Source organism: Nostoc sp. CHAB 5836 (assembly GCF_020829445.1).
Taxonomy (GTDB): Bacteria; Cyanobacteriota; Cyanobacteriia; order Cyanobacteriales; family Nostocaceae; genus Nostoc.
The window spans coordinates 29,446-53,185 of record NZ_JAIVFV010000032.1; the positions used below are offsets into that span (position 1 = coordinate 29,446).

Annotated in this window: 21 protein-coding genes and 1 other RNA gene; 15 read left to right on the forward strand and 7 right to left on the reverse strand. The window is 41.6% G+C overall.

All coding sequences use genetic code 11. The features are described from left to right. Positions 1-602 precede the first annotated feature (602 nt). Complete coding sequence (locus tag LC605_RS09345) at positions 603-2,108, forward strand: hypothetical protein (RefSeq protein WP_229547285.1); 1,506 nt, start codon at positions 603-605, stop codon at positions 2,106-2,108. 494 nt (positions 2,109-2,602) lie between these two features. On the opposite strand, the gene LC605_RS09350 is transcribed toward LC605_RS09345, so the two are convergent. The 4 genes from LC605_RS09350 to LC605_RS09365 form a co-directional block, all read right to left on the reverse strand. Next, positions 2,603-2,851, reverse strand: coding sequence for an NIL domain-containing protein (locus LC605_RS09350; protein ID WP_229547286.1), 249 nt, complete (start codon positions 2,849-2,851; stop codon positions 2,603-2,605). Positions 2,852-3,007: 156 nt separating this feature from the next. Beyond that, the gene (gene cysW, locus LC605_RS09355; protein WP_229547287.1) at positions 3,008-3,883 is read right to left on the reverse strand and encodes a sulfate ABC transporter permease subunit CysW; all 876 of its coding nucleotides are present in this window, start codon (positions 3,881-3,883) and stop codon (positions 3,008-3,010) included. Further along, positions 3,870-4,730, reverse strand: coding sequence for a sulfate ABC transporter permease subunit CysT (gene cysT / locus LC605_RS09360; RefSeq protein ID WP_229547288.1), 861 nt, complete (start codon positions 4,728-4,730; stop codon positions 3,870-3,872). The genes cysW and cysT overlap by 14 nt, the downstream gene beginning before the upstream one ends. Before the next feature lie 244 nt (positions 4,731-4,974). Beyond that, the gene (locus tag LC605_RS09365; protein WP_229547289.1) at positions 4,975-6,210 is read right to left on the reverse strand and encodes a sulfate ABC transporter substrate-binding protein; all 1,236 of its coding nucleotides are present in this window, start codon (positions 6,208-6,210) and stop codon (positions 4,975-4,977) included. A gap of 483 nt (positions 6,211-6,693) precedes the next feature. Between LC605_RS09365 and LC605_RS09370 the strand changes: the two genes are divergently transcribed. Then, the gene (locus tag LC605_RS09370; protein ID WP_229547290.1) at positions 6,694-7,254 is read left to right on the forward strand and encodes a transposase; all 561 of its coding nucleotides are present in this window, start codon (positions 6,694-6,696) and stop codon (positions 7,252-7,254) included. Between the two features lie 87 nt (positions 7,255-7,341). Here the strand turns inward: LC605_RS09370 and LC605_RS09375 are convergent, their stop codons facing one another. Both LC605_RS09375 and purE read right to left on the reverse strand, forming a co-directional pair. Next, the gene (locus LC605_RS09375; RefSeq protein WP_229547291.1) at positions 7,342-8,121 is read right to left on the reverse strand and encodes a class II glutamine amidotransferase; all 780 of its coding nucleotides are present in this window, start codon (positions 8,119-8,121) and stop codon (positions 7,342-7,344) included. 408 nt (positions 8,122-8,529) lie between these two features. After that, entirely contained in the window at positions 8,530-9,048 is a 519-nt protein-coding gene (purE, locus tag LC605_RS09380; RefSeq protein WP_229547292.1) for a 5-(carboxyamino)imidazole ribonucleotide mutase, read from the reverse strand. A gap of 394 nt (positions 9,049-9,442) precedes the next feature. On the opposite strand from purE, the gene nagA reads away from it, so the two are divergent. The 10 genes from nagA to egtD all read left to right on the forward strand — a co-directional run bounded on the left by nagA (position 9,443) and on the right by egtD (position 19,734). Further along, complete coding sequence (gene nagA / locus LC605_RS09385) at positions 9,443-10,606, forward strand: N-acetylglucosamine-6-phosphate deacetylase (protein ID WP_229547293.1); 1,164 nt, start codon at positions 9,443-9,445, stop codon at positions 10,604-10,606. Positions 10,607-10,705: 99 nt separating this feature from the next. Next, entirely contained in the window at positions 10,706-12,394 is a 1,689-nt protein-coding gene (locus tag LC605_RS09390) for a tetratricopeptide repeat protein (RefSeq protein WP_229547294.1), read from the forward strand. Positions 12,395-12,823: 429 nt separating this feature from the next. Then, positions 12,824-13,144 (forward strand): DUF433 domain-containing protein, encoded by a 321-nt coding sequence (locus LC605_RS09395; RefSeq protein ID WP_229547295.1) that lies wholly within the window; start codon positions 12,824-12,826, stop codon positions 13,142-13,144. Continuing rightward, complete coding sequence (locus tag LC605_RS09400) at positions 13,141-13,488, forward strand: DUF5615 family PIN-like protein (protein ID WP_229547296.1); 348 nt, start codon at positions 13,141-13,143, stop codon at positions 13,486-13,488. The genes LC605_RS09395 and LC605_RS09400 overlap by 4 nt, the downstream gene beginning before the upstream one ends. A 19-nt stretch (positions 13,489-13,507) precedes the next feature. Further along, positions 13,508-13,876, forward strand: coding sequence for a DUF4288 domain-containing protein (locus tag LC605_RS09405; RefSeq protein WP_229547297.1), 369 nt, complete (start codon positions 13,508-13,510; stop codon positions 13,874-13,876). A gap of 146 nt (positions 13,877-14,022) precedes the next feature. Next, positions 14,023-14,709 (forward strand): magnesium protoporphyrin IX methyltransferase, encoded by a 687-nt coding sequence (gene bchM / locus LC605_RS09410; protein ID WP_229547298.1) that lies wholly within the window; start codon positions 14,023-14,025, stop codon positions 14,707-14,709. A gap of 501 nt (positions 14,710-15,210) precedes the next feature. Further along, positions 15,211-15,690 (forward strand): hypothetical protein, encoded by a 480-nt coding sequence (locus tag LC605_RS09415; RefSeq protein WP_229547299.1) that lies wholly within the window; start codon positions 15,211-15,213, stop codon positions 15,688-15,690. Between the two features lie 745 nt (positions 15,691-16,435). Beyond that, a complete protein-coding gene (gene egtC, locus LC605_RS09420; RefSeq protein ID WP_229547300.1) occupies positions 16,436-17,224 on the forward strand; it encodes an ergothioneine biosynthesis protein EgtC in 789 nt (262 codons plus the stop codon). Beyond that, complete coding sequence (gene egtB, locus LC605_RS09425; protein ID WP_229547301.1) at positions 17,199-18,509, forward strand: ergothioneine biosynthesis protein EgtB; 1,311 nt, start codon at positions 17,199-17,201, stop codon at positions 18,507-18,509. Before egtC ends, egtB begins: the two co-directional genes overlap by 26 nt. A 190-nt stretch (positions 18,510-18,699) precedes the next feature. Beyond that, positions 18,700-19,734: an L-histidine N(alpha)-methyltransferase gene (gene egtD, locus LC605_RS09430; protein ID WP_229547302.1), complete on the forward strand. Its 1,035-nt coding sequence runs from the start codon at positions 18,700-18,702 to the stop codon at positions 19,732-19,734. Between the two features lie 385 nt (positions 19,735-20,119). Here egtD and LC605_RS09435 read toward each other — a convergent pair whose 3' ends face one another. After that, positions 20,120-20,443 carry a hypothetical protein gene (locus tag LC605_RS09435; protein ID WP_229547303.1) on the reverse strand — a complete coding sequence of 108 codons (324 nt, stop codon included), beginning with the start codon at positions 20,441-20,443 and terminating at the stop codon, positions 20,120-20,122. A 1,086-nt stretch (positions 20,444-21,529) separates the two neighbouring features. Between LC605_RS09435 and LC605_RS09440 the strand changes: the two genes are divergently transcribed. The 3 genes from LC605_RS09440 (at position 21,530) to ssrS (ending at position 23,452) form a co-directional block, all read left to right on the forward strand. Continuing rightward, positions 21,530-22,021: a pentapeptide repeat-containing protein gene (locus tag LC605_RS09440; protein WP_229547304.1), complete on the forward strand. Its 492-nt coding sequence runs from the start codon at positions 21,530-21,532 to the stop codon at positions 22,019-22,021. Next, positions 22,018-23,208 carry a 5-(carboxyamino)imidazole ribonucleotide synthase gene (locus LC605_RS09445; RefSeq protein WP_229547305.1) on the forward strand — a complete coding sequence of 397 codons (1,191 nt, stop codon included), beginning with the start codon at positions 22,018-22,020 and terminating at the stop codon, positions 23,206-23,208. Before LC605_RS09440 ends, LC605_RS09445 begins: the two co-directional genes overlap by 4 nt. Positions 23,209-23,268: 60 nt before the next feature. Next, positions 23,269-23,452: non-coding RNA, 6S RNA (ssrS, locus tag LC605_RS09450), on the forward strand. The last annotated feature ends 288 nt before the right edge of the window (positions 23,453-23,740 follow it).

Sequence of the window (23,740 nt, forward strand, 5' to 3'; positions counted from 1 at the left end):
TCAGGTTAAGTGGTGTTGTAATAATCTTGTTAGATTTTAGATGATAGTGGGCATACTGCATATATCAAGTCTCACTTTTTACGGTATCTAGAAAACCTCTTTCTAAATCTCTCCTAAGTTTTAAAAGTCCTCTTGTCGGTAACAAAACGTTTTAGATCCCCCTAAATCCACGCCACTTGCTTCACTTGGGGAGACCCCAGACGCTCTCTACGAGACGCTAAAAGCGAACGCAGACTCGCTAACGCTGCGCTATCGCCCTTGGCGTCTCCCCTTCTCCCAAGGGGAGAGGCTAGCGCCAAGGGAGAAGACCGCAGTGGCTCCCCTTAAAAAAGGGGGACTTTGATTCCTGACAATTCAGGTCAATCTGGAAAACCTCACTTCTATTTCTCTCTTCCTTTAAGGAGAGAGACTTTGAATTTCCCACTTAGAGCATCGGGAAGGGGGTTAGGGGGTTAGGTTTTTGGTGGACTTTTCCACATAACCTGAATTGTCAGCTTTGATTCTTCCCCCTTTTTAAGGGGGGCTAGGGGGGATCCAAAAGTGCCTAAAGTCACAGTGAAAAACTTTTCAAACAACCTCTTAAGCTTGAATTATACAATTTCATGATTAGTATTACTAAATTCAATAGAAGTGACTTTATAGTTTTGATTGTGATTGTCCTAATTGGTCTTATACATTTACCTTTTCCATTTGACGGAGATCAAGCATTTTTTAGGCTAGGCGCTTTGGAGATGCAACAAGGAAAGGTACTCTATCGTGATTTTTGGGATGTAAAGCAACCGGGGATTTTTTGCTTTTATTTTCTGGCGGGAACTTTATTTGGTTTTAATGAAATTGGCATTCATATCTTTGAACTTATTTACATGGTGTTTTTTTCTATAGTATTGTTGCTGAGTCTCAAAAGCTATTTTCAGCATCAGATAATCGCAAGTCTAGTACCTTTGTTAACGGTTGGCGTTTACTATACTGTTTCAGGGGCTTGGCATCTCACTCAAGTGGAAGCACTGGTTGGTTTTCCTTTATTCATTTGTCTTTGGCTGACTTATCAATCTTTTAAAGTTGAAGGGAAGCAAAGATTTTTTCTACTTTTAATGTCAGGCTTGATTGGTGGAATTGTCCTCATTTTTAAATTTATATTATTACTAATATTGCTTTCGCTTTGGCTAACTCTATTAATATATTCTGTAATTAAACGACAGAGACTTCAAAAAGTTTTTATAGGAATATGTCTTCCAACTTTCATAGGAATTATATTTCCTCTTCTATTAGTTCTTAGCTATTTTGCTTGGTTTAATAGTTTATCAATTTTATATGAGACATTCTTTTTATATCCACCTCGGATTATTGCTAATTCTCCATTTGATCCAAGTAAGTTTTTTTCGGGAATAAAATGGTTCTTAAATACTTTTTACCCTCTACTTTTAGTGGGTACTGTTGCAATAGATATATCATTGCGGAAGTCTAAGAATACATTGACTTTGTTACTTGTTATCTGGTGTATTTTTGCTTGTGCCGTTATTTTTCTACAACGTGGGGCATTTTGGGAGTACCATTATTTACTCTTGTTTGTACCTGTGGGTATTTTAGCAACTAAAGGATTAGATGTATTATGGCAACCTTTAAAACAATTGACTTCCCCAATGACTACAATTCTGCTCATATTTTTATTTTTCTTACCTTTATCTTACAATCTTACAAAAAAGAGTGTTTCTCTAGTTAATCACAACTTTGCTTTAGCTGAAGATACACGATTGAAATATCAAAGTATTTTTAGAGATAAATATCCATCCCTTCGTTCAGAGGCTGAGTTGATCTCGCAACCAGGAAGTCTTCCTGGTGAGATTTATGTAGCTGGTGATCCGTCTATTTATTACTTCTCTAATCGTACTCAGGCAACATCACTACGTGGTTGGGCACTTGAATATTTTCTGCCTGAGCAATGGATCAAACTTCTAGAGCAGTTAGATTCATCAAAGCCTCCTTATATCTTTATTGATTATGTTCAGGAGCCTACTATCAAAAAAAACTTCCCAAAAATGCTGGAATTTATACAGCAAAGATATCGTATTTTACGTCAAAATAATCACGGTACTTGGTATATCCTTTAAAACTTACGCAACTGGCATATTATTTTGAGTTTGTAGTCAGGACTTTAGTCCTCTTTCATCAGGGCTGTTCGCGGAGCGTTCCCGTAGGGTAGTCCTTACTACAAACTAAAAGCTTTTATTTTTTGTGACACTTGCGTAAGTCCTATCCTTTTGAAGATAAGCCAAATCCCCGAGAGAGTTACTGTGATAACTGATAACTGTTAACTGTTCACTGATTTAATGGGTGGAGTGGCTTATTTACCAATCGCTTACTTTAGCTGAAACAGCAAGAAGCCCCACGTCTCACTTTTAGGAGCGTGGGATGAATTGCGAGTGAGTTGACGACAGTTTCCCGACCCATGCGACAGCGCGGTCGGGAAACATGGAGAAAACGAACAAATCTAAGTTAAAATTAGCAAATAGGGGCGGCAGGGCATTCCGTCTCTCTAATAAAGCTCATCGCCTCCTAAGCAATAGCCGGATTGGGTGAGAAGCCTACACTGTACTGTACTCAGTCAGTGTAGGAGTATGTCACTGTCATCCCAAACTTCCAACTCTAAATCGTGGAGATAGGTTAACCCCCTCTGAATTTGTGCATCTGTTCCTTGTAATTCAAGGTCAAACCAACCATCACCGACAGCATTGGCTCCCAAAATCGCTGCGGTGATATTTACAGTCAGCCCATAGTCAGACACCAGGCGAGAAATGACAGGTTCCTGGTGATAATCCTTGGGAATTCTGAGTCGAATCCGTTTCCTCTCCAAAGCTCTCCCCGAAACGGGGAGAGGCTTTGAAACCCAGTTGTTGTTTTTCTCTGCTTGTATGAAACCACCCTGCCCCCCCTTTTTTTTAAAGGAGTCGCCATAGGCGGGAAAATCTTAACCGAACCGTATTGGGATAACTATAATCGCTTAATTTTTCTATTGGACATCTTTAATGCGGGTTTTCCGTTCTAAAAGCTCCTTCAGCACCAAGGTGACTACTGCTAGCAATGCTAACAGTACAGCCGCAGAGAAAGCAGCTTCGGTTTCGTATTGTTTGTAAGCGTCTTCTACAAACAGTGGTAGACTTTGGGTTTGGTCAGCAATGTTCCCAGATACTACTGAAACCGCTCCGAATTCACCCATTGCTCTGGCATTGGTCAAAATTAAACCGTACAGTAAGCCCCAGCGAATACTAGGTAAGGTGACGCGCCAAAATATCTGCCAGTCTTTTGCACCTAGAGTTCTAGCAGCTTCTTCTTCATCCTTGCCAAACTCTTCTAAAACAGGAATCACTTCCCGCGCGACAAAGGGCATACTCACGAAGGCTGTAGCCAGCAACATACCTGGAAAGGCAAAGATAATCTTGATATCATGTGCCTGGAGCCAAGGGCCAAACCACCCTTGCCGTCCGTAAAGTAGCACAAGCATCAATCCTGCGACTACAGGCGAAATCGAGAAAGGTAGGTCAATAATGCTCAAAACTATGGTGCGTCCAGGAAATTTATGACGAGCGATCGCCCAAGCTGCACATAAACCAAATACCGTATTTAAAGGTAGAGAAATCAAAGCCAGCAAAAATGTCAGCCAAACTGCATGGAAAAAATCTGGTCGCGTCAGGTTAGATAGAAACGGCCCAACTCCCTTGCTGAAAGCTTGGACAAAAACGTTAATTGCTGGGATGTATTGAACTAGGGCTAAATAGGCGATCGCTATCCCAATCAAAACTATTGGCATCCAACTCTTTTGCTCTTTAGTCTTGGCTATATTTGTATCAGATGCAGATGAGTGAAAACTTGGCTTATCTAGTGTCATATCGCCTTGCCCATGCTTGTAAGAAATTAATTGCTAATAGCAGTACCAATGAAATTGATAGTAAAACTATGCCAATTACTGTTGCACCAGAATAATCATATTGCTCTAATCGCTGGAAAATCAGTACAGGTGCGATTAAATCTTGGTAGGGCGTGTTGGAAGAGATAATCACAGTTGAACCATATTCTCCAACTGCACGGGAGAAACCCAAGGCAACACCAGTCAAAATGGTGGGAAATAAAGGCGGCAAAATCACTTTCCAGAAGGTCTGCCATTGAGAAGCACCCAGACACCAGGCGGCTTCTTCAATTTCATGTTCCATTTCTTGAAGCACGGGTTGCACAGTTCTGACAATAAAAGGTAGTGAGATAAATATCATTGCTACCGCTACTCCCGTGCGGGTAAAAGATACTTTAATTCCCAGTGGTGTTAGTAGTGAACCTATCCAACCATTATCGCTGTAAACTGTTGCCAAAGTTAACCCTGCTACCGAAGTTGGTAGGGCAAAGGGTAAATCTACGGTGGCATCAATCAAGGATTTGAAGGGAAAGTCGTAGCGAACCAGAACCCAAGCAATCAAAGTTCCAAATACGCCATTGAGTAAGGCAGCGAAGATTGCCGTAACAAACGTGACATTGTATGTTGCTAATGCGATATCACTGGTTGCGATCGCCCAAAACTTAGATGGAGGTTCTGTACCTGCTTTCAGGAACATGGCAATTATGGGGATAAACAACATTACTGTCAGGTATCCAATGGTGATTCGCCAAGTCCAAGGAACTCGCCCCAATTTCTTCCAGAATGGCGTTTTGCATTCAACTTCTACAAAAGGAGATACAGTTGTCATAGTCAAAAATTAAAAATTTAACAAAAGTTTTTGTCCGTATTCGTAATTCGTAATTAAACCTCATCTAAGTTGAGAACCCTAGTTTTCGCCCTAAATATGCGTTACCCAGAACCCTTGTAGAGACGTAGCAGTGCTACGTCTCTACATTTTTTTTCACTCCTATGTCTAATCTTGTAGGGGGAAGGGAGTAGCTGGTCTATCTTTCAATTACGAATTAGCGCATCGGGGCGTAGCCCATTACAAATTACTTTTTCTTGGCTTGAATCTGGTCAAAAATAGCTCCATCTGCGAAGAACTTTTTATCGATTCCATCCCAGGCGCCGAAATCTGCGACTGTACCCAAAGTTTTCACTTTAGGAAATTTGTCTGCAATTTCTTTACTTAAGGTCAAAGTATCATCCGTCGGTCGGAATCCTAATTTTGCAAACTCCTGTTGAGCCTCTGGAGTATATAGATATTTGACAAAACCTTCGGCCACTTCACGCGTACCGTGCTTATCAACATTTTTGTCTACCACTGCGATGGGATTATCGATAGAGATATTCACATCAGGGATAATCGCAGTCAGCTTTTGACCCTTTTGTTCTGCTAAGATAATCTCATTTTCATAGTTAATCAGGGCATCACCTTGACCCTGCTTGAAAAAAGCATCCGTAGCTTCACGGGCATCTTTGGTCAGCAATGGCACGTTTTTGTACACTTTAGTAACAAACTCAGTGGCTTTAGCATCATCTCCACCAGTTTTAATCACTGAATTCCAAAGAGCTAAGAAATTCCAGCGAGCAACTCCTGATGTTTTCGGATCAGCAGTAATTAGTTTTATACCGTCTTTAGATAAATCTTCCCAGGTCTTGATGTTTTTAGGATTTCCTGGACGGGTGACTAATGCTGCAACTGATTTGGAGACAATACCATTGTTGGGAACTTTTTTTTCCCACCCTGATTGAATCAATCCAGCCTTCTCAATCTTTGAGGTATCTCCAGCTAGCGCCAAGTGGACAACATCTGCTTCCAAACCATCGATAACGGCGCGAGTTTGGGAACCAGATCCGCCATAGCTTTGCTTGAAGGTGACAGTTTGATTATGATCTTTCTTCCACTGTTCCACAAACTTGGGAATGATGGCTTCGTGAGCCGCTTTGGTAACTGCAAAGGAAACCAGAGTTAATTCAACATTATCCTTGGTTGCAGCCACAGGAGTAGCATTAGGGGGTTCTGTGGTAGAATTACTCCCAGTTCCACCGGAGCAGGCGGCAAGGGCCACACTCAATACAGTACCTACTAAAAAGAGTGATACAAAGCTTTTGAGCGAATTTAGTCTGAACCGATAGGTTCGATGTTCAGCGTCGGCGTAGCCCCCACTTCGGCTCCTTTCGACTTCCCTACTTCGGCTGCGCTCAGTACAAGTCAAGGCAAGTAGCTCAGTGACCACCCGAGGCATCGCTTGTAATCTTTTGAGTGAGCGTTGCCATAAATTCATTTCATTTCCTCCACTAAATCTACAAATAATTGATGGGAATACAGTTATATTCTGTTTATAATACTGGATTATTCCAGATATCTAGTTGCAAATACCAGAAAACCTCACATTCTTGATCAAGAATATGGTGATTATACCCGTTCTGTGAGGAATTACAAATGCTTTCGTTTTCAGCTATCAAATTGCGTAGGCGCAGTCCAACCTAGGCATCGCGATTGCCTACTTAGTATATCAAGCAACTTGCTAGGGAATAGCTAATTTGGAAGCTTGGTTTAGAGGTAAGGGAGAGCGTACAATCTCAAATCTTGTAGGGTGCGGTTAGCGAAGCGTAACGCACCATATATTTATCATACCATTTTCATTGAATCGCATTTGGTGCGTGACGGCAAACTTGATTATTTCGTTGTGCTTCATGATTGATCGTAGCCGTCACACACCCTACAGGGTTATCTTGATGGAGAAGAATCTGATTTTTTCACAAATATGCCTGAATATAGAAGATTTAGAGTTTCAGGTGGTACATACTTTTTTACGCTTGTTACCTACAAGCGTTATCCTTGGTTGTGTAATGATATTGCTCGTTTCACTCTTCGAGAAGGAATTGAAAAAGTACGCAAAAAGTACCCTTTTGCAATAGATGCTTTTATTCTTTTACCCGAACATTTACATTGTATTTGGACTTTACCCGATGGCGATCGCGATTTTTCTACACGTTGGCGACTGATTAAAACTTTTGTCACAAAACATTGTGAGGATAAGCTCAGTTTAGAATATCCGATTAGCAAGTCACGGCAAAAGCGTCAAGAAAGTAATTTATGGCAAAGGAGATTTTGGGAACATTTAATTCGTGATCAAGAAGATTTTTACGCACATTGTAATTATATTCACTACAATCCTGTCAAACATGGTTTGTGTGCTTCTCCCAAAGATTGGAAATTTTCAAGTTTTCATCGATTTGTCAAAAAAAGAATTTATCCCGAAGATTGGGGAATAAACCAGGTTCCTAACATACCAAAAGCGATCGCAGATGAAGAATTCGAGTAATTATTAGATTTTTGTAGGCTTTGTAGGGTGCGGTTAGCGAAGCGTAACGTACCCTTCATAAGGATTTGGTGCGTTACGACGTTCCGTCTAACTGAATGCATATTTCATGGGCAAACCGTCCTGAAAAACTAGTAATTCTCCCGGTTGAATTTGTGTCCAAACTTCGTTATCTGTCAGGGGAGTGGTAGCAATGACAGCAACGCGATCGCGTTCAGTAGTCACCTCTCGAAAATCTACGGTCATATCTTGGTCAATTAAATGGGCAGCTGCAAAAGGCGCTTGGCGAACAATGTAGCTGAGTTTAGTTGAGCAATAAGCAAAAAAGTGTACTCCGTCTGACAATAAATAATTAAATATACCCAGTTTTGCAATTAAGTCCGTAATTTCTTGCAGCACAGGGTATAGTTCCTTGATGTCAGGCTTACCTTTAGGAAAGCGCGATCGCAGTGTTTCTAGGATCATACAGAATGCTTTTTCACTATCGGTGTCACCTACGGCTTGATAAAAGCCCAAATTTTCCAGTTCAAAATTTGGCAAATTACCATTGTGGGCAAACACCCAATATTGACCCCATAATTCTCTGCGGAAAGGATGGCAGTTGTGTAAGGCAATTTCACCCTGAGTAGCTTTGCGGATATGGGCTATGACGTGGGTTGAGTGGATGGGATAACTCCGCACCAACTCCGCTACCGGAGAAGCAACAGAAGGTTGGGCATCTAAAAACATTCGACATCCCTTTCCTTCAAAGAAAGCAATGCCCCAACCATCGCTATGATGATCCGTTTTTCCTCCCCGTGCAGAAAACCCTTCAAAAGAAAAGCAAATATCCGTTGGAACATTGCAATTCATTCCGAGCAATTGGCACATGGATGTGTAGCTCTCAATTTTTAACTAAGGCCTCAGGATCAAGATACTTCAGAATGCTGCATGATTCTGGAGCGATCGCTTCAATCTTAAAATTTCATTGGGCATTGGGCATAAAGAACCCCACCCTAACCCTCCCCGAAATCGGGGAGGGAACTGGATTTTACCCTCTTTGCTCTTCGTTGGGCGACTTTGGGGAGCCAGTGCGGGGACAGGGGTCTCCCCTTCGTTGTGCATCTGGCGTGTGGGGTCAAATTCTATGCAACTTCACAAAGAATTGGTATAAGTAAGTCGGTAAAAATAAACTAACCTATATTACGAAACGTAAACACACCTTAAACCCTTATAAATAAATGACGAAGGACAAATGACAAATGACAGCCTTAGCTAGCTTTATTTGCGTCGCTCTACTTAAGACATTTGCTGTAAATATTGCTCATAGCCTAGTTGTTCTAGTTTCCCTTGCTTTGCAATTACTGATTCACATAAGGTTTGGCGATATTGTTGTACTCTTTCTAACAATTCTGGTTGATGAGTTGCGAGGATTTGTACTGCTAAAAGTCCGGCATTTTTGGCATTGCCGATGGCCACTGTTGCCACAGGAATACCACCAGGCATCTGCAAAATAGAATACAAGGAATCTACACCTTGTAAGTTACGAGTGGGTACAGGAACACCGATCACAGGAAGTGGAGTTAAAGATGCTACCATTCCAGGTAAATGGGCAGCACCACCGGCACCAGCAATAATTACCTTAATACCGCGTTGGTGTGCGAGTTGAGCATATTGCACCATACGTTCTGGGGTACGGTGAGCTGAAACGATCGCCACTTCACTCTCAACGCCAAATTCTTCACAAACTGCGATCGCATCTTTCATGATGGGCAAATCGGAATCGCTGCCCATGATAATAGCAACTAGGGGAGTCATAATATTTGAAAATTCAAAACTTGTACTGAGCGTAGCCGAAGTATTCAAAATTGTTTGAGTTAGCTTATAGAAGCTAGGTGATGCCGATCATCATCTCATCTATTGGCGTTGCTTTAATTAGACGTCTGGTGAAATTAAATATGCGTTACCCAGAACCTTTGTAGAGACGTAGCACTGCTACGTCTCTACATTCTTAGGACTTACGCAATAACTCTCTGAAACTCTTATTCCTTTGTGTCCTTTGCGTCCTTCTCCCAGGGGGAGACGCACTCGCGTTTGCGGTTCGTTTTTTCATGATTTTGCGTAAGTCCTGATTCTTTTTCACCAGATGTCTATTGATTCATTGATATAGATTGCACCTAAAATCAAATTTAGCTATCTTCTCGCCAATGTGATGACTCAAGTAACAGAAAGTGCCGTAGATATTATCAATGCTAGAGTGCCTGGTTACAAAGATTTGCAGATGATTTTGGTGAATCAAGAGGGCATAATTGAGCAAATCTTGCCAATGGGTACAGTAGGGGCGCACAGATTTACATCTGCAATAGATGTAACAGGCGACTGGATATCATTGGGTGGCGTTGATTTGCAAATTAACGGTGCGTTGGGATTGGCATTTCCTGATTTGACGACTGAAAATGCTCATATACTCCAGAAAATAACGAAATTTTTGTGGGATGTGGGGGTAGATGGATTTTTACCGACACTTGTGACAACTTCAGTAGAAAAGATTCAGCGATCGCTAGCAGTCATGGCTGATATTATCCCCAGTCAACAAGCAGGTGCGAAGATTCTCGGAGTACATTTAGAAGGCCCATTTTTAAATTACCAAAAGCGGGGTGCACACCCAGCAGAGTACTTATTACCCTTAACAATTGACGAGGTAAAGCGGGTTTTGGGAGATTATGGGGCGATCGTAAAAGTCATCACCTTAGCACCGGAGTTAGATCCCACTGGCGAAGTAATTCCATATTTGCGTTCTTTGGGAATTACCGTTAGTTTAGGACATTCTCAGGCAACATCAGCCCAAGCCCAACTTGCTTTTGAACTCGGTGCAACGATGGTAACTCATGCTTTCAATGCCATGCCACCATTACATCACCGCGAACCAGGATTATTAGGGGCAGCAATTACCCATCCTGATGTCATGTGTGGTTTTATTGCTGATGGTGAACACGTTTCGCCCACCATGCTGCAAATATTACTTCGCGCTAGCTATCAAGAAAAAGGGCTGTTTCTTGTGAGTGATGCCCTTTCACCTCTGGGGCTACCTGATGGCGTCTATCCTTGGGACAGTCGGCAAATTCAAGTTAAAAACGGTACAGCACGACTGGCTGACGGCACCTTATCGGGGACGACTTTACCCTTATTAGTGGGAGTGCAGAATTTGGTGAAGTGGGGGATTTGTGACGTGGAGACTGCCATTTTATTAGCTACCGATGCACCTAGACAAGCGATCGCTTTACCTGGAATTGCCAAGAGTAAACCCGCTAATTTATTACGCTGGCATTGGGATGAAGTGACAAAAGAACTAACTTGGCAACGATTATTGGACTAAATTTCGCGTCAAGGTAAAAGAATTAAGGTGATAGGGGAAAAAGCGTTAATATATTCAGTAAAAATGTATGTACATTTCTGAGATAGACATCATAAACCAATGGATATAGCTTTCTTGCAGCAGTCTTTGGAGATAGCTAAGGAAATTGGCGATCGCAATTCTGAAGGCAAGTCCTTAGGTAATTTGGGTCTTCCTTACTTATCTCTGGGGCAGTACCAACAGGCGATAGATTTCTCCCAGCAGTCTTTGGATATCGCTAGGGAAATAGGCGATCGCAATTCTGAAGGCTTATCTTTAATGAATTTGGGTTTTGCTTACTTATATCTGGGGCAGTACCAACAGGCGATAGCTTTCTTGCAGCAGTCTTTGGATATCGCTAGGGAAATAGGCGATCGCAATTTTGAAGGCAAGTCCTTAGGTAATTTGGGTCTTCCTTACTTATCTCTGGGGCAGTACCAACAGGCGATAGATTTCTTCCAGCAGTCTTTGGATATTGCTAGGGAAATAGGCGATCGCAATTCTGAAGGCAAGTGCTTAGGTAATTTGGGTAATGCTTGCTTATCTCTGGGGCAGTACCAACAGGCGATAGATTTCTTCCAGCAGTCTTTGGATATCGCTAGGGAAATAGGCGATCGCAATTCTGAAGGGTTATCTTTAATGAGTTTGGGTATTGCTTGCTTATCTTTGGGGCAGTACCAACAGGCGATAGATTTCTTGCAGCAGTCTTTGGATATCGCTAGGGAAATAGGCGATCGCAATTCTGAAGGCAGGTCCTTAGGTAATTTTGGTCTTCCTTACTTATCTCTGGGGCGGTACCAACAGGCGATAGATTTCTTCCAGCAGTCTTTGGAAATCGCTAGGGAAATAGGCGATCGCAATTCTGAAGGCTCATCTTTAATGAGTTTGGGTATTGCTTACTTATATCAGGGGCAGTACCAACAGGCGATAGATTTCTTGCAGCAGTCTTTGGATATCGCTAGGGAAATAGGCGATCGCAATTCTGAAGGCTTATCTTTAATGAATTTGGGGATTGCTTACTTATCTCTGGGGCAGTACCAACAGGCGATAGCTTTCTTGCAGCAGTCTTTGGAGATAGCTAAGGAAATAGGCGATCGCAATACTGAAGACAAATCCTTAGCTAGTTTGGGTCTTGCTTACTTATATCAGGGGCAGTACCAACAGGCGATAGCTTTCTTGCAGCAGTCTTTGGATATCGCTAGGGAAATAGGCGATCGCAATTCTGAAGGCTTATCTTTAATGAATTTGGGTCTTGCTTACTTATCTCTGGGGCAGTACCAACAGGCGATAGCTTTCTTGCAGCAGTCTTTGGAGATAGCTAAGGAAATAGGCGATCGTAATACTGAAGACAAATCTTTAATGAGTTTGGGTCTTGCTTACTTATATCAGGGGCAGTACCAACAGGCGATAGCTTTCTTGCAGCAGTCTTTGGATATCGCTAGGGAAATAGGCGATCGCAATACTGAAGGCAAATCTTTAATGAGTTTGGGTCTTGCTTACAATTATCAGGGGCAGTACCAACAGGCGATTGAGTTCTTCCAGCAGTCTTTGGATATCGCTAGGGAAATAGGCGATCGCAATTCTGAAGGCAATTCCTTAGGTAATTTGGGTCTTGCTTACTTATCTCTGGGGCAGTACCAACAGGCGATAGATTTCTCCCAGCAGTCTTTGGATATCGCTAGGGAAATAGCCGATCGCAATACTGAAGCGATCGCCTGGTTTAAGTACATTGGTGCAAAAAAAGTCAAGTATGTTACGAAACGTAAATAAGCTTAAAACCTTTACTAATGACAAATGACAGCCTTAGCCAGTTAACTTTAATTGCGCCAACCTACTTAATTTAGGTTTGTTATTAAAAAACATTAACCGAGAATCAGACGCGCTAGGTGCTTATCGCAATGCCCGTGAACTATATCAAGCGATGGGACTCGATACTAAAGTGCAAGATTGCAACAATGCAATTGAGCGTCTTTCTTAACCAAAAAGGCTGTAGTCTCCCGTCGTGGGTTTTGGGTGTGGTTGCGTCGATTGTGGCATTGGGTACGCAGTTGGTTTCGGCAGTAAAATAAGGTGTAGGAATGTTCTCAAATTTATGCCAGAAAACAAAATAATCAAGATAATCATTGATATTAGTATAAAGATGAGCTTTCTGATTTGTAAAAAAATTAAAATAACTCCAAATCCTTGAACGTAAAAATTATGACTCAAGCAACAACTACTGAATACAAACATATTCTAGTTGATCAAAACAATGTTCCTTTCATTAAAGGAACATCTATGAAACTTGTAGAATTAATTACTTCCATTCATGCTTATGGTTGGAGTCCAGAAGAATTACATTTTCAATATCCACATTTGAGCATGAGCCAGATTTATTCGGCTTTAGCTTATTATTGGGAACATAAAGAAGAAATTGATGCTGATATGCAGCAACGTTTTGAGTATGCGGAAAGATTACGTTTAGAAACAGGAGAATCTCCATTAGGAAAAAGACTCCGTGCAGAAGGATTAATTAAATGAGTGTTGCTCTTTATATTGATGAGAATGTGCATCGAGGAATTACAGATGGATTACGGATTCGGGGTGTAGATGTATTAACAGTACAAGAAGATGGGCGGACTAGCTTTCCTGATCCTCTTATACTTGACCGTGCGACAGAACTTGAGCGTGTTTTGTTTTCCCAAGATGACGATTTTCTAGCTGAAGCCAACCATCGTCAAGACAAACAAATAAGTTTTGCTGGTGTTATTTATGCCCATAAACTCAGAGTTACTGTTGGCGATTGTGTTCGTGATTTAGAAATTATTGCTAAAACCGCCTATCTTGAAGAATTAATAAATCGTGTTCAATACTTACCTTTATAAGACTCGTGGAGAACATGAGATGAAAACTGAAAGTGCAAATAAAGCTGAATCCTTCTACATTGCTATAATTCTCTACAAATCATCTTCAGATGCACCTAGTTATCAACCCTGGTACCAAGAAAGCTTTGTTTTGATTAAAGCCGCTTCTTTAGAGGAAGCAAAAGCAAAGGCTTTGAATCATGGTAAAAATGAAAGTGTCAGCTATACAAATGAAAATGGAGAAACTATTACTTGGTCTTTGCAGCAAGTAGTAGACGTAAACTCAGTTTTGGATGATGACTTTGATTCATCTGAGGATATTGTTGATTTATATGCTCGACATTTTGAGAACTATGAGGCTTACCAATCATTTGAGCCGTTATTATCTCAAGAGCAATTTGGAGAATAGGATAAAACCATGCGATCGCTCTTGTCGATTCCCATCACTGACCCAAAAGCGATCGCAAGTCATATCTAGAAAAATCTGGAAGACCACTCTTATGGGTTCCTATCAATGATAATTTTAAGCATTGGGAACCCTCAAAATCAAAGTGTATGAACGTAGCCGACGACAAAACGATTGTTCGCGAGTATTTCAATTCCACAGGGTTTGACCGTTGGAAGCGAATTTACGGTGATGGCGAAGTTAACAAAGTCCAACTAGACATCCGCAATGGACACCAGCAAACCGTGGATACCGTACTCGGTTGGCTGAAGGCTGATAACAATTTACCACAGCTATCAATCTGTGATGCAGGGTGTGGTGTCGGTAGTCTCAGCATCCCTCTGGCGGTAGATGGTGCTAAAATCTATGCCACCGATATTTCTGAAAAAATGGTAGAAGAAGGTAAGGATAGAGCGAAACAAACCTTGCCAAATGGTGAAAATCCGACTTTTGCTGTGCAGGATTTGGAATCGTTGAGCGGTAGTTACCATACCGTCATTTGTTTAGATGTTCTCATCCACTACCCCCAAGAAAAAGCCGATGAGATGATATCTCACCTCTGTTCTTTAGCACAGTCGCGGATAATTCTCAGTTTTGCGCCGAAGACCTGCGCCCTGAGTATACTCAAAAAAATTGGCAGTTTCTTTCCTGGGCCAAGTAAAGCGACTCGTGCATATTTACACCGTGAGGCTGATGTAGTGAAAATTTTAGAAAGTAATGGCTTTTCATTGCAACGAAAGGCGATGACGAAGACTCGCTTCTATTTTTCCCGCCTACTGGAAGCTACACGTAAGTGAGGTTAGAATCGCAGCAAGGGGTCTATCTATACTTTTGCTGCGATTTGACAATCTCAAATCTGAGATATGGTAGATACTGCAATTGGCATCAAGCTTTGTTTTTTTTCTAAATAACTGTTGTTCTGTTTTGCATAGTTATACATTATTACAAAGGAAGCGATCGCATCTGCTCCCAAGACAACAGTGAAAGCAACTAACCACTACTGCACGTGACTCCACTTGTGCAAATACAAACTTTTACGGTATAGAATTATTTTTATTTTGGGTCATACAATAAAGCTGCTGGAACTGTTTTGCAATATACATTTTGGCAGTTTTTGATCCCTCTTTTTTCAATCTTGGTGAGAAATCCGGGTTAAGAATCTCGCTTCTTCAAGCAATATAGGTAAACAAGTCTAGTGCAAAAGCTAAAAAACTGTGGCGGCAATTAGATTGATATACTAGAACCTTTGCGAAAGTCAGGTTAAAATCGCTAGCAAAGTGTAAATCTGAAGTGAAACTATGAAAACTGCTGAAAAATTAGCTGCGGGCTGGCTACTGACACTCGGGTTCATGTTTTTAATGCTATCAGCAACAGCGACATTGGAAAAATTTGCTACACGCAAGGTGTACATACCAGTGAAAGATGCCTATGATTTTAACGCACCAGATGCTACTTATGAAACAAATGATTCTGCCGTTGGTGGTATAATTTTTGGCATTCCTACCCTAACACTGGGCACATGGTTGGCATTAGGATTATACCGTCAAAGTCGGCAGGAGAAAAAGGCACTTAATCAACAAGTTAGCGATCGCCTGCAATCGATTTTTTATCAGATGCTACAAGAAAATCAGGGGCGCGTAACTGTTTTAGGCTTTGCAATGCAGTCACAACTACCCGCAGCCCACGCCAGACAATATTTAGATGAAAAAGCTCAAGAGTTCAATGCAAACTTTAAGGTGAACGAAGAAGGGGCTGTATCATATCATTTTGATGTCTAATTGTCCTTTGTCCTTTGTTATTTGTCCTTTGTCCTTTGTCCTTTGTTATTAACCAATAACCAATGACCAATGACCAATGACCAATGACCAATTGCTTTAGCTTTTGCCCCTTGGAATTTGAAGTTGTAAAAAAGTTAGGAGTTAAGAGTTTTTAAATCTTAACTCCATTTTTTTGAAGCTCAATTCCTTCCTTTTTACAGCAGATTTTATATGATTGAACGCACCGCCAACCAAATCTTGCGATTATGGTTGGGGATTCTTGCGCTTTTGAAGCCAAAAGACTTCTAAGCGTTCCCAGACATACTGGCGTCCTCAGTGCATCGTAGAAACTTTTGTCTACGCAAACCCCAGAAAAACTAGCAATTCCTAAATAAATAATTGCTGTAAATGGTCGTGCCTCTACGAAATTTCGCTTTGCCGTACCAGTATTATTCTACTACAATGAAGATTCACTTTTATTTTGGTTCTCCCTAACCCCACCTAAAATGTAAACATCTCCAAGTATTTTTAGGTGGGGACTGCGGGAGAACATTTCTGTTCAAATACCTTACTGGTGAATAAAAGCGGGTAAGGCTGTTGCCCAATAAGTAAGTCAGTGAAAATAAATCAAACTATGTGACAAAACGTAAATAGGCTTAAAGCCCTTACCAATGACAAATGACTAAGGACAAATGACAGCCATCACCAGTCATTTTTAATTGCGCCGACCTACTTAATTGTGTTAATAAAAGGTGGAATATTCATAATGTGCCGTTTACTTGCTTACCTCGGTTCGCCTGTTTCTTTAGAACATCTTCTATATAAACCAGAACACTCACTGATAGTCCAGAGTTATCAACCTCGCGAAATGCTCTCTGGGGTGGTGAATGCAGATGGCTTTGGTGTGGGTTGGTATCATAATCAAAAAGATACTGACCCTTTTATCTACAAAAATACCCTACCTATTTGGAATGATATAAACCTTCCCAGTCTCAGCCGTTACGTTGAATCAAAATGTGTACTTGCTTATGTTCGCAGTGCTACACCAGGCCAAGCCGTAGATTTTGCTAATTGTCAGCCCTTTAACCATCAACAACAGCTATTTATTCACAATGGACGAATCGAGAATTTCCGCAAAACATTACACAGAAAAATCCGCAGCACTTTAACCCAAGATTTTTACGAAAAAATTAATGGCAATACTGACTCTGAACACATTTTTGCATTGTTACTTTCAGAAAGTAAAATTAACAAACACCGACCTCCAGAGTATACTTTACGTACCACATTATTAACGCTTTTAGAGATGGCAAAGCGCTATGAAATAGAAGCCTCAGCCAATGTAATCTTTAGTGACGGAAATCGCCTGATAGCTTCTCGTTTTGCTACCAATTCACCCGCTCCATCTCTTTACTGGATAAGAGATGATCCCACTTTCCCAAAATCTGTAATTATTGCGTCCGAACCTTTATTTATAGGTAACTGGATTGCTTGCCCAGAAAATAGCATTATTAGTGTGAGAGCAGACTGTGAGATCAAAATTGCGCAAATCTAGGGTGAAAGAGGCTATTTCTCAAGCCTTCGATGAATGTCGGTCGATAACTTTTGCACTATTCCAGGATATGGACGAAGCCACATTCTCTAGTCAGTTTCATCCTGACTTTAGCCCTGTTGGCTGGCACTTGGGGCATATTGCCTATATCGAGTCTTTATGGCTATTAGAACGCAGTGGAGGTAGCTCTTGTTTGTTCCCGCAATACCGTAAGCTGTTTGCGGCTGATAGTTTACCCAAATCAGAACGCGTTCATTTACCAAGTTTAGAGGAAATCCGTTATTATCTGGACACAGTTAGAGAAAAAGTTCTCGAATATTTAGAAGTAGCTGATATCGAGCAACAAGAACGTCTCTGGCGCTTTTTGATTCAGCACGAAAGCCAGCACTGCGAAATTATTAGCTTCGTGTTGGAATTAGGCGAACGGAATGGGCAATGGGGAATGGGGAGGGAAACTAGTTACTCTTGTGTTTCACTTTCTTCTCAAAGCTCAAAACTCAGCACTTTCACAGAAATGATTCCAATCCCATCTGGTGAATTTGAGCAGGGGAGTGACTCAATTGATGCACTAGATAACGAGCGCCCTGCCCATCCAGTGTATTTAGATACGTATCTCATTGACCGCTACCCGGTGACTTGTGGACAGTATGGGGCATTCATGGAGGCGGGAGGCTACCAAAATTCTCGCTGGTGGTCAGAAGCTGGGTGGCAATGGTTACAAACAGAGCCAGTGTTTCAACCACTTTACTGGTGCAGCGATGCCTACGGTGGCAAGCTACGCAGTTATGATCATCACCCGGTTTGCGGTGTAAGTTGGTATGAGGCTGAGGCATATTCGCGGTTTGTGGGTAAACGGCTACCCACAGAAGCTGAATGGGAAAAAGCAGTTAGTTGGGATGCACAAGCTAATAGTCACCGCACATATCCTTGGGGAGATGAAGAACCAACCGCTCAACACTGTAATTGCCTAGGCGTAGCCCGTCATAGACATGGCTTAATTGGTAAAACAACAGCAGTAGATGCCTACCCTGCTGGGCAAAGTGCCTATGGTTTGTATGATACTCTCGGCAATGTCTGGGAGTGGACGGCTTCTTGGTTTGATGGCTATAAAGGTTTCCAAAGTTACCCTTACATCGGCTACTCGCAAGTTTATTTTGACCACAAGCACCGCGTTTTAAAAGGTGGTAGTTGGGCAACTCGTCCTTGGGTAATGCGTTCTAGTTTTCGCAATTGGTATCATCCTGGCGTGCGCCAACTTTTTGCCGGTTTTCGTTGTGCTGCTGATTAACTAACAGGCTAGTAATAGCACGTAGGCGCTTAATTGCTATCATGTTAATAGCAAAAAGCCTAAAAATAGCTTTAAAGCTTGATAAATATAGCTCAGGCATGATTTTATGGGCTATGAGGATGTGTTTCACTGGTCGGGGTAAAAGTCTGCCATTAAAGGTAACTTCTTACGCCAAACATACGGAGGTTTAATGTCGATATCTAAAGCTGTAAAAAGCAATGTTACTTCTAAATACAGCGTTGAAAAACGATTGCAGATAGAGCGTTTGGTAGGAGCAACTCAGATAGTTGCACCTAGTGCTGGGAGTGATGTAATAGAGGGATTAACTCAAACACCTAAATCTCTACCCCCCTGTTACTTTTATGATGACCGTGGTTCTAATCTGTTTGAGCAAATCTGTGATTTACCAGAATATTACCTTACACGCACAGAAACAACGATTTTACAGCAGTTTGCTAGTGAAATTGCCAAGATAACTGGCCCTTGTGAATTGGTAGAACTTGGCAGTGGCAGTTCTAGCAAAACCCGCATTTTACTAAATGCTTACCAGCAACTAGGTTATCCCCTGCACTACCTACCAATTGATGTGTGTGCAGGTATATTGGAAAGTAGTGCCAAGCAGTTATTAGGAGATTATCCCTTACTGCAAATTGATCCACTAGCAGGAACTTATGAATTAGCCCTTGCACAACTCTTACCGACGCAATTACCCAGTCGGCTGATTTGTTTTATTGGTAGCACTTTAGGTAATCTTACACTTGATGAGTGTGATGTATTCTTCTCTCAAATTATAAATGCTCTACAAATAGGTGAGTATTTATTGTTGGGGATAGATTTACGAAAGCCGAAAGAGATTTTGGAACCAGCTTATAACGATAGTCAGGGAATCACAGCAGCATTTAATCTCAATATGCTGGAGCATTTAAATCACCGATTTGAGGGGAATTTTAACACCACCGACTTTGAACACTGGGCATTCTACAATGAAAGTGAGCATCAAATAGAAATGCATTTACGTAGCCTGCGATCGCAAATTGTAGAATTACGCGCTCTTAACCTCAAGGTTAATTTTGCACGAGGTGAGACTATTATCACCGAAATTTCTCGCAAATTTGACCTCAATACCATCAAGCACCAACTCACGGCACGGGGTTTATTACCTCTTAATCTGTGGACAGATCCAAATCAATGGTTTGGTTTACTGCTCTGTCAGTTGCAAGGATAAAGCGAATCAGGGTATGCCTCATATCATGTCCCCTTGATTATTTATTAAACCTTAAGAACCCCACCCCGCCAAAGCGTGGCTTTGTCTCCCCTCCCGAAGAGCGGGGAGGGGATTAAGGGGTGGGGTACAATGACTAACAGCTTGAGCAAGCTATCCAAGAAGGTTTTAAGTCCGTTCTAAATCAATACGGTTCACAAAATGGCTAAAACTCTTTTTCTTTAACGAACCGCAGAGGCGCAGAGGGCACAGAGAGAAGAGAGAAAGAGAGGGAAGAAATGCTTAACCCAAGTGTATTGCGTTCTAAATCTGCGATCGCCTGATGAGCTACTGCTTTTGCTGAAAGTAGACAAGAGCAGTTTTTAATAGCAAAGCCCAAAATAAGAATTTAGGCATCTTCAAGTTCAAGTTGAGCCACCGTAACCGCGTTCAAAGCGAAAGCTAAAACTAATGGCATCGGCGATTGAAACCAAAAGGTAAAAATAATAGCTAGGATTGTGCCAATTACTGCTGACATTGACCACAATCGTTCTTCAAAAGTCAATCCTTTTTCGGCTTTAATCACTTTAAGAACGTGAACTGGAATTGGTTCCGGCATTACCCCACCCGGAGGGAAAGCCCAGAAGTTGTTACGTCGCTCTACAAATAAATCTGTCCAGCCATTTTCTTGGCACCATGCCTCAATCCATTGAAGTGAGTAATGATTCATCATCGAGTTTCGGAGTTCGGTTTGTGGAAGTTGTGTACTTGGTGAATGTAAACTCTTGGAGATTCCGGAACAACTAATTAATCGCTATAAAATTAACGTTGTTAAGCAATTGAGATGCATAAAACTGCGCTCAAACCTTGCTCTCGTTAATTCAAAGACTAACAGTTTATCTGATCTGTTTACTTTAAAAGACAATAAACTTTACTTGAAAAATTGAACGTCAAGAATTGTAAATAAGTCAGTGAGTATTACTGCTTAATAAGACTCTTTCCATCCTAAAATTAAGATCTAAAAACGAAGACGCTCCGATATTGCCGCTCTCTAGCTAAAGGTGATAAGCGATGTCTACGACTGGTTACGCATTTGCCCTTTTTGCGTTACAAAATATTAAGCAAGGGAAATACACATCCCCCCAATCCAGTAGCAAGGCTGTGAGTCTCAATTATGATCAGCCAGTCTTGCTAATACAGGATTTACGCAAAATAATGAAAAAACGAACCGCAAACGCGAGCGCGTCTCCCCCTGGGAGAAGGACGCAAAGGACAATCTGGTGAAAAAGAATTGTTTTGACGTAGCACTGCTACGTCTCTACAACGGTTCTGGGTAAAGCATACAGAACTTACGCATCGTACATACGTACTATAGTAAATTTGGGCTTTTGAGCCAAATCTAACACCCAAAACAGTCAATATGCGACCAAATTAGGGTTATGTTCTGCGCCTGAAACCTTGATTTTGCGTAGTACATATTCTGGTTAATTTGTATAGTGCGTAAGTCCTAGCATATTTAATTTATGGAGATGTCTAATATTCAAATGCGGTAGGGAGCATCCCAAATGTGCCATTCCCTTGATAGCCCTAACCCCGAATCCCAAACATGGGATTCGGGGAACTATAGCGCTTCTCGAATGGAAGCAATACACTTTGACCTCTCTCCAAACCTCCCTCCTAAAAGGAGAGAGGCTTTGAATCTTACCCCCCTTCCCTCCAAGGGAAGGGCTGGGGGTGAGGGAAAAGATTTAAGCAAAATTGGGATGCTCCCATGCGGTAAGCTTAAATGCAGCGATTAAGTACCAAATTGGCTCTCGATATGTTTTGGCGACAAGGGTTGGCGTTCCTTCTAGGAATTATTATATGGTGCGTGGCTGATCCCGCACTGGCAGTAGACTGGACTCATCCACTGTCATTTAGCAATGCAGAGTTGTCAAGACGTGATTTTTCGGGTGAAAGTTTGCAAGCTGCGGAGTTTTCTAACGCCAATATGGAACTGGCTAACTTTTCTAACGCTGACTTGCGGGGAGCAGTCATGAGTGCTTCGGTGATGACAAAAGCAAATCTCCACGGAGCAGATTTAACTAATGCAATGGTTGATCAGGTAAACTTGACTAAGGCAGATTTGAGTAATGCAGTTTTCAAAGAAGCTCTTTTGCTCCGTGCGATCTTTAATGATGTGAATATAGACGGTGCAGATTTTACAGATGCAATTTTGGATAGGGCACAAATCAAAGAACTGTGCAGTAAAGCCAGTGGTGTGAATACCAAAACAGGCGTGCAAACTCGTGATTCTCTAGGATGTCAATGAAGCGTGTTGGTGTAATTGGTGGCGGACAACTTGCCTGGATGATGGCGGATGCAGCAGAGAAGTTAGGAGTAGAATTGGTAGTACAAACTCCTAGTGAATACGACCCGGCTGTATCAATTGCTAAAGAAACTATTTTCGCCCTAGTTGATGATGCAACAGCTACGGAAATATTAGCTAAAAAATGCGATGTCATCACCTTTGAAAATGAATTTGTTAACCTGCAAGCTTTATCTGTTTTAGCACAGCAAGGCATTTGTTTTCGTCCCAGATTAGAAGCTTTAGCTCCTCTCTTAGATAAATATCACCAACGTTGCTATTTACGCGACTTGAGCTTACCAGTTCCACAATTTTTCGCCCTTGACGAGGTGGAAAATATCAAATCAAAAATAGAATCTCTCGGTTTTCCAGCAGTCCTCAAATCCCGCCGCCACGGTTATGATGGTCAAGGTACTTTCATCATTCCGGATTTTGCTACTTTCGAGCAAAAGCTAAGTTATGAAATCACAACAAAAACTTTAAATCAATCATTTTTCTTGTTAGAAGAATTTGTCCCTTTTGAAAGAGAACTAGCAGTAGTTGCAGCTCGTTCTGTAGAGGGAGAAATTGTCACTTACCCAGTAGTAGAAACCCAACAAGAACAACAAGTATGTCGGCGGGTAATTGCGCCAGCCCAAATTACGCCCAATCAAGTAGCAGAAATCCAAGCGATCGCACATACTCTATTAAATAGCCTAGAAGTAGTGGGAATTTTTGGAATTGAGCTATTTCTGGGTGCTGATGGCAAAATTCTGGTAAATGAAATTGCACCCCGTACTCACAATTCTGGGCATTTTTCTCTTGATGCGTGTGAAACTTCTCAATTTGAGCAACACCTGAGAGCTGTTTGTGGTTTACCTTTGGGAAACCCAGCTTTGCAGTGCGCTGGCGCTGTGATGGTCAACCTACTGGGGTATGAAAATTCTCACAGCGACTACCAAAGCCAGCGTCAACAAATAGCAGAGATTCCCCAGGCGCACCTCCACTGGTATGGTAAGACAGAATCGCGTCCTGGGCGAAAACTAGGACACGTCACCGTTTTGCTGGATAATGAAAATCGAGATTTGGGAAGTGCGATCGCCTTTGGCGTCGGCGCAGCGATCGCTAACAACATCGCCCATACCATCGAATCTATCTGGTATCCCAGGTAAATTGATCATAAACTTTTGATGTTCAACACACAACATCTTTTGAAAAGCTATAATGGGTGAGTTGCACTACGACGTTGGTGACTGCCATCAAGTTTTTTGATCTATGCCTTTAAAGACAAGGGAGTCAAACAGTTCTCGTGGCAGTAGACCGGGCACGTACCCGGAAACTTTAAACGAGGAATTTAGGTTCCCACCTGGTTAAACCAGGTCATAAACTTAGGTAAAACGGCGTCGCGGTGAACTTAAAATTTTTAGCTCCCAAAGTTAGTTATAACTTGGGAGCTTAATTATTGAAATCAGTATTACTTATAGGATAAATAAGAAATTTCAAACTAAAAATCTCAAAGAACGCAGATTAAGCCCTGTTGGCTGTATGAATCAAACAAATTTAATCTTTATTAACTTAGAGGATGTTTTAAAAGTGGGGGGCTAGTGTAAGAAAGCTCACAAGGCGTATGCTGAATTTTGTAGAAACCAGCACCCTGTGAGCGAATGACTAAAGCATACCGTAGCAATCTGACCTGGGAACAGT

Bases quoted from the DNA above. Each gene is read 5' to 3' on its own strand.
- nagA (WP_229547293.1), top strand. From the start codon at position 9,443: ATGACTCAAGTAACAGAAAGTGCCGTAGATATTATCAATGCTAGAGTG.
- purE (WP_229547292.1), bottom strand. From the start codon at position 9,048: ATGACTCCCCTAGTTGCTATTATCATGGGCAGCGATTCCGATTTGCCC.
- egtC (WP_229547300.1), top strand. From the start codon at position 16,436: ATGTGCCGTTTACTTGCTTACCTCGGTTCGCCTGTTTCTTTAGAACAT.
- LC605_RS09400 (WP_229547296.1), top strand. From the start codon at position 13,141: ATGAGTGTTGCTCTTTATATTGATGAGAATGTGCATCGAGGAATTACA.
- egtD (WP_229547302.1), top strand. From the start codon at position 18,700: ATGTCGATATCTAAAGCTGTAAAAAGCAATGTTACTTCTAAATACAGC.
- LC605_RS09435 (WP_229547303.1), bottom strand. From the start codon at position 20,443: ATGATGAATCATTACTCACTTCAATGGATTGAGGCATGGTGCCAAGAA.
- LC605_RS09375 (WP_229547291.1), bottom strand. From the start codon at position 8,121: ATGTGCCAATTGCTCGGAATGAATTGCAATGTTCCAACGGATATTTGC.
- bchM (WP_229547298.1), top strand. From the start codon at position 14,023: ATGAACGTAGCCGACGACAAAACGATTGTTCGCGAGTATTTCAATTCC.
- cysT (WP_229547288.1), bottom strand. From the start codon at position 4,730: ATGACAACTGTATCTCCTTTTGTAGAAGTTGAATGCAAAACGCCATTC.
- LC605_RS09415 (WP_229547299.1), top strand. From the start codon at position 15,211: ATGAAAACTGCTGAAAAATTAGCTGCGGGCTGGCTACTGACACTCGGG.
- LC605_RS09370 (WP_229547290.1), top strand. From the start codon at position 6,694: ATGCCTGAATATAGAAGATTTAGAGTTTCAGGTGGTACATACTTTTTT.
- LC605_RS09345 (WP_229547285.1), top strand. From the start codon at position 603: ATGATTAGTATTACTAAATTCAATAGAAGTGACTTTATAGTTTTGATT.
- LC605_RS09405 (WP_229547297.1), top strand. From the start codon at position 13,508: ATGAAAACTGAAAGTGCAAATAAAGCTGAATCCTTCTACATTGCTATA.
- LC605_RS09440 (WP_229547304.1), top strand. From the start codon at position 21,530: ATGTTTTGGCGACAAGGGTTGGCGTTCCTTCTAGGAATTATTATATGG.
- cysW (WP_229547287.1), bottom strand. From the start codon at position 3,883: ATGACACTAGATAAGCCAAGTTTTCACTCATCTGCATCTGATACAAAT.
- LC605_RS09365 (WP_229547289.1), bottom strand. From the start codon at position 6,210: ATGAATTTATGGCAACGCTCACTCAAAAGATTACAAGCGATGCCTCGG.
- LC605_RS09395 (WP_229547295.1), top strand. From the start codon at position 12,824: ATGACTCAAGCAACAACTACTGAATACAAACATATTCTAGTTGATCAA.
- LC605_RS09390 (WP_229547294.1), top strand. From the start codon at position 10,706: ATGGATATAGCTTTCTTGCAGCAGTCTTTGGAGATAGCTAAGGAAATT.
- LC605_RS09445 (WP_229547305.1), top strand. From the start codon at position 22,018: ATGAAGCGTGTTGGTGTAATTGGTGGCGGACAACTTGCCTGGATGATG.